General features: G+C 60.3%; 11 protein-coding genes. 7 read left to right on the top strand and 4 right to left on the bottom strand.

The window, feature by feature from the left end; all coding sequences use genetic code 11:
- Positions 1 to 51: 51 nt before the first annotated feature.
- Positions 52 to 1617, top strand: a complete 1566-nt coding sequence (locus H3L91_RS09150; RefSeq protein WP_007343500.1) for an FtsK/SpoIIIE domain-containing protein — start codon at positions 52 to 54, stop codon at positions 1615 to 1617.
- A 207-nt stretch (positions 1618 to 1824) separates the two neighbouring features.
- Here H3L91_RS09150 and infB read toward each other — a convergent pair whose 3' ends face one another.
- The 3 genes from infB to rimP are packed head-to-tail and all read right to left on the bottom strand — an operon-like array spanning position 1825 to position 6638.
- The gene (gene infB, locus H3L91_RS09145) at positions 1825 to 4674 is read right to left on the bottom strand and encodes a translation initiation factor IF-2 (protein WP_007343498.1); all 2850 of its coding nucleotides are present in this window, start codon (positions 4672 to 4674) and stop codon (positions 1825 to 1827) included.
- On the bottom strand, positions 4671 to 6191 hold the full coding sequence (gene nusA, locus H3L91_RS09140) for a transcription termination factor NusA (protein ID WP_040659063.1): 1521 nt from the start codon (positions 6189 to 6191) through the stop codon (positions 4671 to 4673). The genes infB and nusA overlap by 4 nt, the downstream gene beginning before the upstream one ends.
- A 15-nt stretch (positions 6192 to 6206) precedes the next feature.
- Positions 6207 to 6638, bottom strand: a complete 432-nt coding sequence (gene rimP, locus H3L91_RS09135) for a ribosome maturation factor RimP (protein WP_040659624.1) — start codon at positions 6636 to 6638, stop codon at positions 6207 to 6209.
- A 294-nt stretch (positions 6639 to 6932) separates the two neighbouring features.
- Here rimP and serC point away from each other — a divergent pair, with 294 nt between their 5' ends.
- Positions 6933 to 8033: a 3-phosphoserine/phosphohydroxythreonine transaminase gene (gene serC, locus H3L91_RS09130; RefSeq protein ID WP_007343494.1), complete on the top strand. Its 1101-nt coding sequence runs from the start codon at positions 6933 to 6935 to the stop codon at positions 8031 to 8033.
- 744 nt (positions 8034 to 8777) lie between these two features.
- Here the strand turns inward: serC and aroA are convergent.
- On the bottom strand, positions 8778 to 10067 hold the full coding sequence (gene aroA, locus H3L91_RS09125; protein WP_007343491.1) for a 3-phosphoshikimate 1-carboxyvinyltransferase: 1290 nt from the start codon (positions 10065 to 10067) through the stop codon (positions 8778 to 8780).
- 81 nt (positions 10068 to 10148) lie between these two features.
- Between aroA and cmk the strand changes: the two genes are divergently transcribed.
- From cmk to ndk, 5 genes are all read left to right on the top strand, one after another.
- Positions 10149 to 10805 (top strand): (d)CMP kinase, encoded by a 657-nt coding sequence (cmk, locus tag H3L91_RS09120; RefSeq protein WP_007343490.1) that lies wholly within the window; start codon positions 10149 to 10151, stop codon positions 10803 to 10805.
- Positions 10806 to 10884: 79 nt separating this feature from the next.
- Positions 10885 to 12648 (top strand): 30S ribosomal protein S1, encoded by a 1764-nt coding sequence (gene rpsA, locus H3L91_RS09115; protein ID WP_081458593.1) that lies wholly within the window; start codon positions 10885 to 10887, stop codon positions 12646 to 12648.
- 15 nt (positions 12649 to 12663) lie between these two features.
- Complete coding sequence (locus tag H3L91_RS09110; RefSeq protein WP_007343487.1) at positions 12664 to 12972, top strand: integration host factor subunit beta; 309 nt, start codon at positions 12664 to 12666, stop codon at positions 12970 to 12972.
- Between the two features lie 138 nt (positions 12973 to 13110).
- A complete protein-coding gene (zapE, locus tag H3L91_RS09105) occupies positions 13111 to 14265 on the top strand; it encodes a cell division protein ZapE (RefSeq protein WP_007343485.1) in 1155 nt (384 codons plus the stop codon).
- A gap of 111 nt (positions 14266 to 14376) precedes the next feature.
- Positions 14377 to 14802, top strand: a complete 426-nt coding sequence (gene ndk, locus H3L91_RS09100) for a nucleoside-diphosphate kinase (RefSeq protein WP_040659061.1) — start codon at positions 14377 to 14379, stop codon at positions 14800 to 14802.
- Positions 14803 to 14847 lie beyond the last annotated feature (45 nt).

Below are 14847 nucleotides of genomic sequence, written 5' to 3'. Positions count from 1 at the left end.
TCCGATACGCACAAAGGCAGCCTGAAAACACAAAACCACAGGAAAAACAAAATGTACCAACTCAACACCGCCGAAGAATGGGACACCGACTACTTCCACACCCTGATGAGCGAAAAACGCATTTTTTCCAGCAAAGAAGCCAAAGACATCCGCGCCAAACTCATCGTAGAAGGCGCACTGCCCCACCTGAACAACAACTTCGACTGGGCCATGCTCTGCATCGGATACAGCCTCGCCAAAGGCTTTGCCGAACACACACAGCACCTGGTTCCCGCCCCCGCCGCACAAGGCGGCATCGAAATCCCCTCCTTCCAAACCTGCTTCCAAGAACACGCCCGCCTGTGGCTCGTCATCCTCAGCGACACCCTGTTCAAACTCCACCCCGGCAAAGCCCTTAGCAAAGACGACCTCTACCAATTTATCCAAACCCTCTGGCACACCGGCGCCGTAACCCTCGAACGCTTCTGGGAAGACTGCAAACGCTTCAAACGCGAAGACCATCTCGCCGCCCGCCAAGCCTTTCTCAACGAACTGGCCGAAATCGCCGTCAAAAACGCCGGCATCGGCTTTTCAGACGACCTCAACAACAGCGGCGGCCCAAAGCAGCCTGAAAACCAAGAACCCCGCCTGCGCCGCGCCTTCGAGCGGCTCAACATCCCCGTCAGCGAACTCAGCTTCCTGCACAGCGGCGCTCGCTACGACATCTACCGCCTACGCCTCTCTCGCTATACCGACCTCGACCGCCACCACCCCGGCCTCTGCTCCGAACTCGGCATCCAAAGCGAAGCCCTGCACATTGTCCCCTGCCACAACGGTGAAAGCCACGCCTACGACCTTAAACTCCTGCGCGACGAAAAATACTGGCACAAACTCGGCGCGCAAAAATTCGCCCAAGCCCTCGAATCCTACAACGCAGACTACACCCTGCCCGTCTGCCTCGGCATAGACGAATACGGCTGCCCCCGCTTCGCCGACCTCGCCCAAGCTCCGCACCTGATGATCGGCGGTACCACCGGCTCCGGCAAATCCGTCTTCGTCCGCACCCTGCTGCGTAGCCTGTTCGACCTCAACAAAGGCCAAGATAAAATGGAAGTCGCCATCCTCGACCCCAAAAAAGTCGACTACCTTGTCTTTGAAAACGAAGAAGACCTATGGGACGAACACATCATCGATGACTACGAAGAAATGTACCAATTCCTCACCGACACCGTCGCCGAAGCCGAAAACCGCTACCTGCTGATGAAACACTACGGCGTACAAAAACTCGTCCAACTGCCCGAATTCGTCCGCCCCCGCTACCGCGTCATTGTCATCGACGAACTGGCCAACCTCAAAAAACAGCACGACGGCATCGAGGCGCAACTCATCCAACTTGCCGAAAAAGCCCGCGCCAGCGGCATTCACCTCATCCTCAGCACCCAACGCCCCGACGCCCAAACTTTCAACGGCACCCTGCGCAGCAACCTCCCCAGCCGCATCGCCCTCAAAGTGCAAAAAACCACCGAGTCCAAAATCATCCTCGACGAAACCGGCGCGGAACAACTGCTGGGCAAAGGCGACCACCTGGTCAGATGGAACGGCAGCCCCACTGTCTTCCTGCACGGGTTTGATGTGTAATCAAACAGATGAAGACGGTAAGAGGCCGTCTGAAAGCGCATTGCCATGCTTTCAGACGGCCTGAAATTTTTGCAGGATGGCCGGTGATGATTTCCGACCTGTTTCCGAGATTTGCTGATACAGATAATAAAAAGGCCGTCTGAAAACCCGTTTTGCAGTTTTCAGACGGCCTTTTTGCCTATCGGCTTGGTTTCAACAACAAACCGTTTACAGCGAGCGCGCCACTTCGACGATGTCGAAGCATTCGAGCTGGTCGCCTTCCATGATTTCGTTGTAGCCCTTGATCATCAGGCCGCACTCGAAGCCCATGCGCACTTCTTTGACGTCGTCTTTGAAGCGTTTGAGCGAGGAGAGTTCGCCGGTGTGGATGACGACGTTGTTGCGGATGAGGCGGATGTGCGAATCGCGTTTGACCAGGCCGTCTGTAACCATGCAGCCGGCGATGTTGCCCACTTTGGAGACGCTGATGACCTGGCGGATTTCCACCGTGCCTGTAATCTGCTCTTTCTCTTCGGGCGCGAGCATGCCGCTCATGGCGGCTTTCACGTCGTCGATGGCGTCGTAGATGATGTTGTAGTAGCGGATTTCCACGTCTTCGTTTTCGGCCAGCTTGCGGGCGGGGGCGTCGGCGCGCACGTTGAAGCCGATGATGAACGCGCCGGAGGCGATGGCGAGGTTGACGTCGGATTCGGTGATGCCGCCCACGCCGCTGTGCAGTACGTTGACTTTCACTTCGTCGGTGGACAGTTTTTTCAGGCTGCCCGCCAGTGCTTCGTAAGAGCCCTGCACGTCGGCTTTGATGATGACCGACAGCGACTGCGCCTGCGTTTCACCCATGTTGTTGAACATGTTTTCCAGCTTGGCGGCCTGCTGTTTGGCCAGGCGCACGTCGCGGTATTTGCCCTGGCGGAACAGGGCGATTTCGCGGGCTTTTTTCTCGTCAGCCAGTACCATCGCGTCTTCGCCGGCGTTGGGCACGTCGGAGAGGCCGAGGATTTCCACGGGGATTGACGGGCCGGCTTCGGTGATGGCTTTGCCGTTTTCGTCGGTCATGGCGCGGATTTTGCCGAAGGCGGTACCGGCCAAGAGCATGTCGCCTTTTTTCAGCGTGCCGCTCTGTACCAGCAGGGTGGCGACTGCGCCGCGTCCTTTGTCCAGACGGGCTTCGACGATGATGCCTTTGGCGGGGGCGGCCACGGGGGCTTTGAGTTCCAGCACTTCGGCTTCGAGCAGCACGGCTTCGAGCAGCTTGTCGATGTTCAGACCTTTTTTCGCCGATACGTCGACAAACTGCACGTCGCCACCCCATTCGTCGGGCACGACTTCGTGCGCGGTCAGCTCTTGACGGATGCGCTCGGGGTTGGCGGCGTCTTTATCGATTTTGTTCACGGCAACCACAATCGGCACGCCCGCCGCTTTGGCGTGGGCGATGGCTTCGATGGTTTGCGGCATCACGCCGTCGTCGGCGGCCACCACCAGAATCACGATGTCGGTGGCTTTCGCACCGCGCGCGCGCATGGCGGTAAAGGCTTCGTGTCCCGGCGTGTCCAGGAAAGTAATCACGCCTTTGGGTGTTTCAACGTGGTACGCGCCGATGTGCTGGGTGATGCCGCCCGCTTCGCCCTGCACCACTTTGGCACGGCGGATGTAGTCGAGCAGCGAGGTTTTGCCGTGGTCGACGTGCCCCATCACGGTAACGACGGGCGGGCGCGGCAGGGCTTCGGCTTCGGAAACCTGCGCATCGTCGCCCAGGAAGGCTTCGGGGTCGTCTGCGGCGGCGGGTTTGCCGATGTGGCCGAGTTCTTCCACCACAATCAGCGCGGTGTCTTGGTCGATGGACTGGTTGATGGTAACCATCATGCCCATCTTCATCAGGGTTTTGACCACTTCCACGCCTTTGACCGCCATTTTGTGCGCCAAATCGGCCACGGTAATGGTTTCGGGCACCAGCACTTCGTGCACCACGGGTTCGGTCGGGGCTTGGAAGGCGTGCTGGTTGGGTTCGAGTTTGAGTTTTTTGCCTTTTTTGCCGCCGCGCACGCGCTCGTCGTCGCCGCGCCCCGCATTGCGGTCGCGCCCGCCTTTGCCGCCTTTGCCTTTGGCGTTGCGGCTTTGGCCTTCATCGTCGCGACTGTTGCGGCGGTCGTCTTTTTTACGGCTGCCGCCGCTCGGGTTGGCGGCGTTGGCGGAGGTGTCCGCCGTTTTGGAGGAGGGCTGGGCGGCGGCGGCCAGCGGTTTTTGCTCGCTGGGTTTCGCGCTGCGGTTTTCGCCCGCTTTGCCGGCTTTGGCCGCCAGTGCTTCTTCCTGCGCCTGTTTTTTCGCGGCTTCGCGGCGTGCCTGCCGTTCGGCGCGTTCGAGTTTTTCGCGTTGCAGTTTTTCCTGGTGCTCGCGCAGGGCGGCGGCGCGGCGTTCTTCTTCGGCGCGGCGTTCGGCTTCGGCGGCGTTCACCACTTCCACCGGTTTGGGCAGCGGCTTGGCTTTTTTCTCTTTAGCTTTTTTCGCCGGTTTGTCTTCTTTGGCCGCTGCGGGTTCCGCTGCTTCGGCTTTGGCCGGCGCGGGGGCTTCGGAGGCCGTCTGAACGGCGGCCTGCGGCGCGGCCTCGGGCGGTTCGGCGGCTTCGGCCTCAACCTGCACACTCTGCGCTTTCTGCTGCACGGCGGTGCGGACTTTGGCGGCCTCGGCTTCGGCGGCTGCACGGGCGGCGGCGCGGCTTTCGTCTTCACGCGCGGTTTCGGGCGGGGTTTCGGCAGGGGCGGGGGAGGCCGTCTGAACGGCGGCCTGCGGTGCGGCGGCGGCCTGTCCGGCGGCGGAGGGAATCACGACCTTGCGGCTGCGGCGGCGTTCCACGGCCACGCCGGCCACGGTGGTTTTTTCCACTTTGGTGCGGCTGATGCTGATGGTGCTGCCGACGGTTTGTTCGCGCAGTTTGGCTTTGTCGGCCTCAGTCAGGGTGTCGCTGCCGCTGCTTTTGGCGATGCCGTGTTTTTTCAGGTGTTCGAGCATGCGCTCGACCGACATTTTGGATTCGGCGGCAAATTGTCCTACGGTGCTGCTCATACGGCCTCTCCTTGTTCTTGGTTGTTTTCTTCAAACCAGTGGGCGCGGGCGGCGAGGATGATTTTCTCGGCCTCGCCGGTTTCCACGCCGGTGATTTCGATCAGTTCGTCCACCGACAGCTCGGCCAGCGCGTCGCGGTCGGTGATGCCGGCCTGCGCCAGATCGCGCAGCATGTCTTCGTCGGTGCCGTCCAGCGTGCGCAGGTCTTCGGCGATTTCCTGCAATTTTTCCTCTTTGGCCATCGCCAGCGACAGAATCGCGTCGCGGGCGCGGCCGCGCAGGGCGTCCACCGTGGCTTCGTCGAAGCCGATTTCCACCAGTTCTTCGGAGGGTACGTAGGCGATTTCTTCCAGCGAGGTGAAGCCTTCTTCCACCAGCACGGTGGCGGTTTCTTCGTCTACGTTCAGGTGTTCGGTAAACAGGCTGCGGATGGCGGCGTCTTCGGCGGCGTGGCGTTCTTCGGCTTCTTTCACCGTCATGATGTTGAGCTGCCAGCCGGTGAGGTCGGCGGCGAGGCGCACGTTCTGGCCGCCGCGCCCGATGGCGGGGGCAAGCTGGTCTTCGGCCACGATGACGTCTACCGCGTGGTTGTCTTCGTCGATGACGATGCGGCTGACTTCGGCAGGCGAGAGGGCGTTGATGACGAACTGGGCGGTGTCGGGCGACCACAGCACCACGTCGATGCGCTCGCCGCCGATTTCGTTGGTAACGGCGTTGACGCGGCTGCCGCGCACGCCGATGCAGGTGCCCTGCGGGTCGATGCGCTGGTCGTTGGCTTTGACGGCGATTTTGGCGCGGTGGCCGGGGTCGCGGGCGGCTTCGCGGATTTCCAAGAGGCCGTCGGCGATTTCGGGCACTTCCTGCTCGAAGAGCTTGGCGAGGAATTCGCGCGAGGCGCGGCTCAAAATCACCTGTTTGCGGCCGGACTGGCCGATTTCTTCCACGCGCAAAAAGAGGGCGCGGATGCGGTCGCCGCTGCGGAAGTTTTCGCGCGGGATGCACTGGTCGCGCGGAATCAGCGCGTCGAGTTTGCCGGGGATAAGTTCGACGACGATGCCGTGGCGTTCGGTGCGTTTGACCGTTCCGGTGATGATGTCGTCGCGGTTTTCGAGGAAGTCGTTCAGGACTTTTTCGCGCTCGGCGTCGCGGATGCGTTGCAGGATGATTTGCTTGGCGGTCATCGCGGCCTGGCGGCCGAAGCTTTCGTTTTCGATCTGTTCTTCGTAATACTCGCCGATTTGGATTTGCGTGCTGGGGATTTCCTCTTGGATTTCCTCGATGGTTTTTTCCTCGTCGGGGTAGGTGTAGTCTTCGTCGGCCACGATCAGCCAGCGGCGGTAGGTGCGGTGTTCGCCGGTGTCGCGGTCGATTTCGACGCGCACGTTCATGTGTTCGCGTCCGGATTTTTTGCGGGCGGCGGTGGACAGGGCGACTTCAAGCGCGTCGAACACGACGTCGGCATCCACGTTTTTCTCGCTGGCCAGCGCTTCGGCCAGTTGCAGCATTTCACGGCTCATGGTGTATCTCCAAGTTTAGAATTTGAATTCGGGTTTCAGCCGCGCTTTGTCGATATTATCGAGCGCGAGGGCGGCGGTTTTGCCGTCGAAGGACAGGACGACGGTTTGGCCGTCGCAGCTTTCGATGCGGCCGATGAAGTTTTTCTGCCCGTCAACGGGCAGGCGGGTTTTGATTTTGGCCTCTTGTCCGGCGAAGCGGGCGAAGTCGGCGGCTTTTTTCAGCGGCCGGTCGAGGCCGGGGCTGGAAATTTCGAGGTTTTTGTAGTCCACGTCTTCCACGGTGAAGAGGCGGGAGAGGTGGTTGCTGACGGCGGCGCAGTCGTCGATGGTGATGCCGCCTTCTTTGTCGATGAACACGCGCAGCGTGCCTTGCGCGGTCAGCTCGTGATCGACCAGCTCGCAGCCCAGGCCGGGCAGGGTTTTTTCCAACAGGTTTTGAATGTCCATTTTGCTTTCATAGAAAATAAAAAAAATGGCCGCGCGGCCATTTCTCAGAGTTACTTGAAAAATTTGGCGGATTATAGCGCGGCGCGGCGTAAAAGGAAAGATGGCGGCGGACAATTTGTTTTTTTGTTTTTTTTCAGACGGCCTCAAACCGCCAAACCGTTTGAGGCCGTCTGAAAACGTGGCGTGCCGCGCTTTCGGACGACCTGCTTGCCGCCCGTGCGCGGCGGGGCATAAAATCGGCGGCCTCGCGCCTGTATCCGTACGGCCGTTTAAAAAACAAGAAAGCACACAACCATGACCACTGTTTACAACTTCTCCGCCGGCCCGGCCGTGCTGCCCGAAGCCGTGCTGCAAACCGCGCGGCAGGAAATGCTCGATTACCAGGGCACGGGCGTTTCCGTGATGGCGATGAGCCATCGCAGCGACACTTTCCAAAGCATTCTTTACCACGCCGAACAGGATCTGCGCCTGCTGCTGGACATTCCCGCCAACTACAAAATCCTGTTTTTGCAGGGCGGGGCGAGTGCGCAGTTTTCGCAGACCGCGATGAATCTCGCGCACGGGTTTGCGCGCATCGATTCGGTGGTGAGCGGCAACTGGTCGCAGATTGCGCACCGCGAGATGGGCAAACTGGTTGGCGCGAAAGTCCATTTGGCGGCCGACGGCGGCGCACGTTACGGCTTTCTCGACGTGCCGCCGCCCGAGAGTTGGGACATCTCGCCCGATTCGGCCTTCGTGCATTTCGTGGCCAACGAAACGGTGCACGGCGTGCAGTACGGACGGATGCCGCGCCTTGCAGACGGCCTGCCGCCCCTGGTGTGCGATATGTCCAGCGAAATCCTGTCGCGCCGCATCAACGTGGCCGACTTCGGCCTGATTTACGCGGGGGCGCAGAAAAACCTCGGGCCGGCGGGGGCGACCATCGTCATCATCCGCGACGACCTGCTCGACCGCTGCCCCGACACCGTCCCCGCCGTGTGGCGTTACAAGGCGCACGTTGAAAAACAGGGCATGTACAACACGCCCGCCACCTATCCGATCTACATCGCGGGGCTGGTGCTGCGCTGGCTGCACGCGCAGGGCGGTGTGGACAAAATCGAACGCCTCAACCGGCGCAAGGCCGAAACGCTGTATGCCGCCATCGACGGCAGCGGCGGCTTCTACCAAAACCTCATCGCCGCCGGGGCGCGCTCGAAGATGAACGTGGTCTTCACCACCGGCAACGCGGATTTGGACAAGCGTTTCGCGCAGGAAGCCGACCTCGTCGGCCTGCGCCAGTTGCAGGGCTACAAAACCCTCGGCGGCATGCGGGCGAGCATTTACAACGCCATGCCGCTGGCGGGCGTGGAAGAGCTGGTACGCTTTATGGACGAGTTCCGGCGCAGGAACGGCTGAGGCGCGGAATGTCGGGGCATTGAAATAAGGAGAGGCCGTTCCCGCCTGCGCGGGAATGACGTTTCTGAAACCGTGCGCCCCGAGAGGATAAGAGGCCGTCTGAAAAACGGGAAAACGGTTTTCAAACGGCCTCTTGCCGCATTGGTTCGCCAAATTTATTGGGGAAACAACGCAAAGTCGGATGATGAGGCAGGGTGTGCCGCCCCGAGGCAACGCACGCGTTCTTTGCATGGCGACGGATGCTTGCACGGCGGAGAAACATAAAAGAGACCGTCCGAAAACACTTATTCAGACGGCCTCATACCGTAAAAAACCAAAACCGCGTGCATCGTCTCGGGGTAGCACACCCTGCGGCGGATTCGGCAGAGGCCAAACAAAGCAGAGGCCGTCTGAAAATCTGTTTTACGGTTTTCAGACGGCCTCTTGTTGTTTGGGCAGGGATGTGGCGCAGCCATGCACGCGGTCTTTGTGCAACAGGCGCAGTGAGGGTTATACGTAGGGTGTGTCGCCCAAGCGACGCACGCGTTCTTTGCATGGCGGCGGATGGCTGCATGGCGGGGAAACAGAAAGAGGCCGTCTGAAAACACTTATTCAGACGGCCTCATGCCGTAAAAAACCAAAACCGCGCCATCTCGGGGCGGTATACCCTACGACGGGTTCGGTATGTACTAAACAAACAAGAGGCCGTCTGAAATTCGTTTTTCAGACGGCCTCTTGCCTTGAAAACCCATTCGGGCAAGCCGTTTACGCGGTGAGCGACTCGAATACTCGGAAATAGTCGGGAAAGGTTTTAGCGACGCAGCCGGGGTCGTTGATGGTAACGGGCACGCCCAGCAGGGAGACGAGGGAGAAGCACATGGCGATGCGGTGGTCGTCGTAGGTGTCGATGACTGCGTTAGGCGTGAGGGCGGCGGGCGGGGTGATGCGGATAAAGTCCGCGCCTTCCTCCACTGCCGCGCCGATTTTGCGCAGCTCGGCGGCCATGGCGGCGATGCGGTCGGTTTCTTTGACGCGCCACGAGGCGATGTTGCGGATGGTGCAGGGCGCGTCGGCGGCAAGGGCGACGACGGCGAGGGTCATGGCGGCGTCGGGGATGTGGTTGGCGTCGATGTCGAAGGCGCGCACGGGGCGGTCTGCGGGGCGGGAGGCTTGGATGAAGTCGTCGCCCCAAACGATGTCCGCACCGGTTTTTTCGAGTTCGCGGGCGAAGGCGGTGTCGCCCTGCACGGCGTTTTTGCCGACGCCGCTTACGCGGACGGGGCAGCCCGAGAGCAGGCCGGCGGCGAGGAAGTAGGAGGCGGAGGAGGCGTCGCCTTCCACGTTGAGGACGGCGGGGGCATGGTAGCGGGCGTCGGGCGGCAGGCGGAAGGTTTGGTAGCCGTGGTTGGCAACGGCCACGCCGAACTGCGCCATCAGGTTGAGGGTGATGTCGATGTAGGGCTTGGAGATGAGTTCGCCCGCCACGCGGATGTCGAAGGCCGCGCCGGTGAGCGGCAGGGCCATGAGGAGGGCGGTGAGGAACTGGCTGGACACGCTGCCGTTGACGCTGACGCTGCGGGTGCCGTTGTCGCGGCGTTGTCCAATGGCGAGCGGGGGGTAGCCGGGGTGTTCGAGATAGCGGATGTCCGCGCCGATGCTGCGCAGGGCATCGACGAGGTCGCCGATGGGGCGTTCGTGCATGCGTGGGATGCCGCGCAGGGTGTAGCGGCCGCCGAGTACGGAGAGCGCGGCGGTGAGCGGGCGGAAGGCGGTGCCGGCGTTGCCGAGGAACAAGTCGGCCTCCTGCACGGGGAAACGGCCGCCGCAGCCGTGCACTTTGAGGCCGTCTGAAAGGGTTTCGCTGCGGATGCCGAGCGCGGCGAGGGCTTCGAGCATGCGGGCGGTGTCGTCCGATTGCAGCAGGGAGCGGACGGTGCAGGCGTTGTCGGACAGGGCGGCCAGAAGCAGGGTGCGGTTGCTGATGCTTTTGGAGCCGGGCAGGGCGACGGTTGAGGGTTTGAGGCGGCGGGGGGCGAGGCGCAGGGAATCGGTCATGGCGGCGGGCTGGAATAAGCAGGCAAGGCTTGCTATTATGCCAAGAATTGTTAATTTTGTTAATTTTAAGGAACGGACGAGATGGCGGACGTAATCGCAATCGACGGCCCGAGCGCGTCGGGCAAAGGCACGGTGGCTTCGCGTGTGGCGGCGGCTTTGGGCTGGAATTATCTGGATTCGGGCGCGCTCTACCGGCTGACCGCGCTTTATGCGCGGCGGCAGGGCGCGGCATGGTCGGACGAAGCGGTGGTGGCGGCTTTGGCGGCGCGGCTGCCGGCGGCGTTTGCCGGCGGCAGGGTGCTGCTTGACGGCGAAGACGTGGAAGACGAAATCCGCAGCGAGGCCGTCGGCATGGGCGCGTCGGAAGTGGCGCAGCATCCGGCCGTGCGCGCCGCGCTGCTGCAACGCCAGCGCGGTTTTCAGACAGCCTCGGGGCTGGTGGCCGACGGGCGCGACATGGGCTCGGTGGTGTTTCCCGATGCCGCGCTCAAAGTGTTCCTCACCGCCTCGGCGCAGGTGCGGGCGCAACGCCGCGCCAAACAGCTCGGCCTGCCCTGCGAAGGCGTGGCCTTCGCGCGCATTCTGTCCGACATCGAGGCGCGCGACGAAGCCGACCGTCGCCGCGCCGCCGCGCCGCTCAAACAGCTCCCCGACGCGCTGCTGTTGGATACTTCCGATATGGGCATCGAAGAGGCGGTAAAAAAAGTGATTGATTGGTATGAACAAAAACAAAATTAGGATATAATCCGCGCGCTTTCGTTTTCAGACGGCCTCAAACGATAAAAAGGCCGTCTGAAAACATTATGCGGCTTGCAGCATCGGCCGGCCTGCCGGAAGGCCGCGCCGTTTCCCAACCCAAACCCCGCGCCATCCGGCGGCGCAAAAGAAAGATTTAGCAAATATGGAAAATTTTGCCCAGTTGTTGGAAGAGTACTCCGCCGTTCAGGAAATGAACCAGGGAGAAGTGATTACCGCCGAAGTGGTGGCGATTGAAGACAAATTCGTCATTGTCAACGCCGGCCTGAAATCGGAATCGCTGATTGACATCAACGAGTTCAAAAACATGCAAGGCGAAGTGGAAGTCAAAGTTGGCGACTTCGTTACCGTTACCATCGAATCCGTGGAAAACGGCTTCGGCGAAACCAAACTCTCGCGCGAAAAAGCCAAACGCGCCGCCGACTGGATCGCTTTGGAGGAGGCCATGGAAAACGGCGACATCCTCTCCGGCCTGATCAGCGGCAAAGTCAAAGGCGGCCTCACCGTCATGATCAACAGCATCCGCGCCTTCCTGCCCGGCTCGCTCTTGGACGTGCGCCCCATCAAAGACACTTCCCACTTTGAAGGCAAAGAAATCGAATTCAAAGTCATCAAACTGGATAAAAAACGCAACAACGTCGTCGTTTCCCGCCGCGCCGTGCTGGAAGCGACTTTGGGCGAAGAGCGCAAAGCCCTGCTGGAAAACCTGCAAGAAGGCACCGTGGTCAAAGGCGTGGTCAAAAACATCACCGACTACGGCGCATTCGTGGATCTGGGCGGCATCGACGGCCTGCTGCACATCACTGACTTGGCATGGCGTCGTGTGAAACACCCGAGCGAAGTGCTGGAAGTGGGTCAGGAAGTGGAAGCCAAAGTGCTGAAATTCGACCAGGACAAACAGCGCGTTTCCCTCGGCGTGAAACAGCTTGGCGAAGACCCGTGGAACGGCCTCGCCCGCCGCTACCCCGCCGGCACCCGCCTGTTCGGCAAAGTGTCCAACCTGACCGACTACGGCGCGTTCGTCGAAATCGAGCAGGGCATCGAAGGCTTGGTACACGTTTCCGAAATGGACTGGACCAACAAAAACGTTCATCCGAGCAAAGTCGTGCAGCTGGGCGACGAAGCCGAAGTGATGATTCTGGAAATCGACGAAGACCGCCGCCGCATCAGCCTGGGCATGAAACAGTGCCAGGCCAATCCGTGGGAGGATTTCGCCGCCAACTACAACAAAGGCGACAAAATCAAAGGTGCGGTCAAATCCATCACCGACTTCGGCGTGTTCGTCGGCCTGCCCGGCAACATCGACGGTTTGGTGCACCTCTCCGACCTGTCTTGGAGCGAAGCCGGCGAAGAAGCCGTGCGCAAATACAAAAAAGGCGAGGAAGTGGAAGCCGTCGTCTTGGCCATCGATGTGGAAAAAGAACGCATTTCTTTGGGCATTAAACAGCTCGAAGGCGACCCGTTCGGCAACTTCATCAGCGTCAACGACAAAGGCTCGCTGGTCAAAGGCACGGTGAAATCCGTGGAAGCCAAAGGCGCGGTTGTCGCGCTGGCCAACGAAGTGGAAGGCTATCTGCCCGCTTCCGAATTCGCCGCCGACCGCGTGGAAGATTTGACCACCAAGCTCAAAGAAGGCGACGAAGTGGAAGCCGTAGTTATCACCGTCGACCGCAAAAACCGCAGTATCAAGCTGTCGGTGAAAGCGAAAGACGCGAAAGAAAACCGCGAAGCCCTCAGCTCGGTGAATGCGGCCGCCGCATCCAACGCCGGTACCACCAGCCTGGGCGATCTGCTGAAAGCCAAGCTGTCCGGCAATCAGGAATAAGCGCGGGAAACAGCTATGACCAAATCAGAGTTGATGGCTCGTTTGGCCGATGTTTTCGCCGACAAGCACCCCCTGTCGCCCCTTATGTCGAAAGACGTCGAATACAGCGTCAAAATCCTGGTCGATACGATGACCCGCTCGCTAGCGCGCGGGCAGCGTATCGAAATCAGGGGTTTCGGCAGCTTCGATTTGAACCACCGCCCCGCTCGGCAGGGACGCAACCCGAAAACGGGCGATAAAGTGGACGTGCCGGAAAAACACGTTCCGCACTTCAAGCCCGGCAAGGAATTGCGCGAGCGCGTCGATCAGTCGGCCGGTGTCTGACGCACCGTTTTGACAAGTAAGGGTGCCGTATCATGCGGCACCCTTTTTGCGTCCGCGCCCGATGCGTTTGCGTGCGAATAGGCGGGGCGAACATTGTGTATAATGCGCGCCACATGCTAAAAGGCCGTCTGAAAAACCATGTCCGACCACCAATCCAACCGATTCATCCCCCCCTCCTACCAAAACCACAGCCCCCTCACCTGGTATCAGGCCGCCGCCCAGCAGCCTGCGTTCATCCGCGATGCCGCGCAGGCGCGCGCCATCGAGCATCTAGACCGCCTGTGGACGGAACTGATGATGTTCAAACGCAAGCGCAACCGCTTTCTCGGCCGCAGCCTGCGTTCGCCCCAGCTGCCCAAAGGGCTGTATTTCTACGGCGGAGTAGGGCGCGGCAAAAGTTTTCTGATGGACGCGTTTTACGGCTGCCTGCCCTACCGCCGCAAACGACGCGTCCATTTCCACGCCTTTATGGCGGAAATCCACCGCAGATTGCAGGGACTCAAAAGCGAAGCCAACCCGCTCAAAGCGGTAGCCGTTGAAATTGCCAAAGAAACGCGCGTTTTGTGTTTCGACGAATTCCACGTCAGCGATATTGCCGACGCCATGATTCTGGGGCGGCTGCTGGAAAACCTGTTCAACGAAGGCGTGGTGCTGGTGGCAACCTCCAACTACGCCCCTTCAGAACTCTATCCGCAGGGGCAGAACCGCAGCAGCTTCCTGCCGACCATCGCGCTGATTGAAGACAAACTCACCATCCTCAACGTGGACGGCGGCGAGGACTACCGCCACCGCTCGCTCACGGCGGCGGATGTCTTCTACATTCCCGCCGATGCGCAAAACGAACGCAGGCTGGCCGAATTGTTTGCCCAAGTTACTGTCGGACAAGAGAAAAGGCCGTCTGAAATCGAAATCCACGGCCGCACCCTCCAATGCAAAAGCCATACGGAAAAAGCCGTCTGGTTTGATTTCCGCACCCTGTGTTTCGGCCCGCGCTCGCAGGCGGATTACCTTTATCTGTCGGAACGTTATGAGATGATTTTTGTTTCCGGCATCGAAAAACTCAGCGAAAACGAAAAAGCCGAGGCTCGGCGGCTGACTTGGCTGATCGACGTGATGTACGACTACCGCGTCAAATTCTGCGCCACCTGCGCAGTGCCGGCCGACGAAATCTATGTCGAAGGCGATTTTGCCGCCGAGTTCGTGCGCACCGCCAGCCGCCTCACCGAAATGCAGTCGCAGGAATATCTCAACCTGCCCCACCTTGTGTTGGCGCAAACGCCGCCGCAGGGCTGACCGGCAGTGCGTTTTGGCGGCAGGGTCGCCAACAAATTCAGCGTAATTCGGAAAAACTTGCTACAATTCGGCGGCTTTTTGCAGCCCGTTTCAACCGATAAGGAGAATTTCATGACCATCCAGCGCACCCTTTCCATCGTCAAGCCCGATGCCGTCGGCAAAAACCTGATCGGCAGGATTTACAGCCGCTTCGAGGAAAACGGCTTGAAAATCGTCGCCGCGAAGATGAAACATTTGAGCAGGGAAGAGGCCGAGGGCTTTTACGCCGTGCATAAAGACCGCCCGTTTTTCGCCGGACTGGTTGAGTTTATGACCAGCGGCCCGGTCATGGTTCAAGTGCTGGAAGGCGAAAATGCCGTAGCGAAAAACCGCGAACTGATGGGTGCGACCAATCCGCAGGAAGCCGCAGCGGGCACGATCCGTGCCGATTTTGCCGATTCGGTCGGCCAAAACGCGGTGCACGGTTCGGACAGCGCGGAAAATGCCGCCTTGGAAATTGCCTACTTCTTCGCCGCAACCGAAATCTGCCCGCGCTGAATCTTCCCAACTGACCGCTGCCGCATTCCCTGCGGCAGCGAAACC

Source organism: Neisseria bacilliformis, assembly GCF_014055025.1.
GTDB lineage: Bacteria > Pseudomonadota > Gammaproteobacteria > Burkholderiales > Neisseriaceae > Neisseria > Neisseria bacilliformis.
Note: the sequence above shows the minus strand (reverse complement) of the source record. Positions and strands in the feature narration are given on the sequence as shown.

Excerpts from the sequence above, each read along its gene's own strand:
- H3L91_RS09110 (WP_007343487.1), top strand. The coding sequence starts at position 12,664 with ATGACCAAATCAGAGTTGATGGCTCGTTTGGCCGATGTTTTCGCCGAC.
- ndk (WP_040659061.1), top strand. The coding sequence starts at position 14,377 with ATGACCATCCAGCGCACCCTTTCCATCGTCAAGCCCGATGCCGTCGGC.
- serC (WP_007343494.1), top strand. The coding sequence starts at position 6,933 with ATGACCACTGTTTACAACTTCTCCGCCGGCCCGGCCGTGCTGCCCGAA.
- nusA (WP_040659063.1), bottom strand. The coding sequence starts at position 6,191 with ATGAGCCGTGAAATGCTGCAACTGGCCGAAGCGCTGGCCAGCGAGAAA.
- aroA (WP_007343491.1), bottom strand. The coding sequence starts at position 10,067 with ATGACCGATTCCCTGCGCCTCGCCCCCCGCCGCCTCAAACCCTCAACC.
- infB (WP_007343498.1), bottom strand. The coding sequence starts at position 4,674 with ATGAGCAGCACCGTAGGACAATTTGCCGCCGAATCCAAAATGTCGGTC.
- H3L91_RS09150 (WP_007343500.1), top strand. The coding sequence starts at position 52 with ATGTACCAACTCAACACCGCCGAAGAATGGGACACCGACTACTTCCAC.
- rimP (WP_040659624.1), bottom strand. The coding sequence starts at position 6,638 with ATGGACATTCAAAACCTGTTGGAAAAAACCCTGCCCGGCCTGGGCTGC.
- zapE (WP_007343485.1), top strand. The coding sequence starts at position 13,111 with ATGTCCGACCACCAATCCAACCGATTCATCCCCCCCTCCTACCAAAAC.
- cmk (WP_007343490.1), top strand. The coding sequence starts at position 10,149 with ATGGCGGACGTAATCGCAATCGACGGCCCGAGCGCGTCGGGCAAAGGC.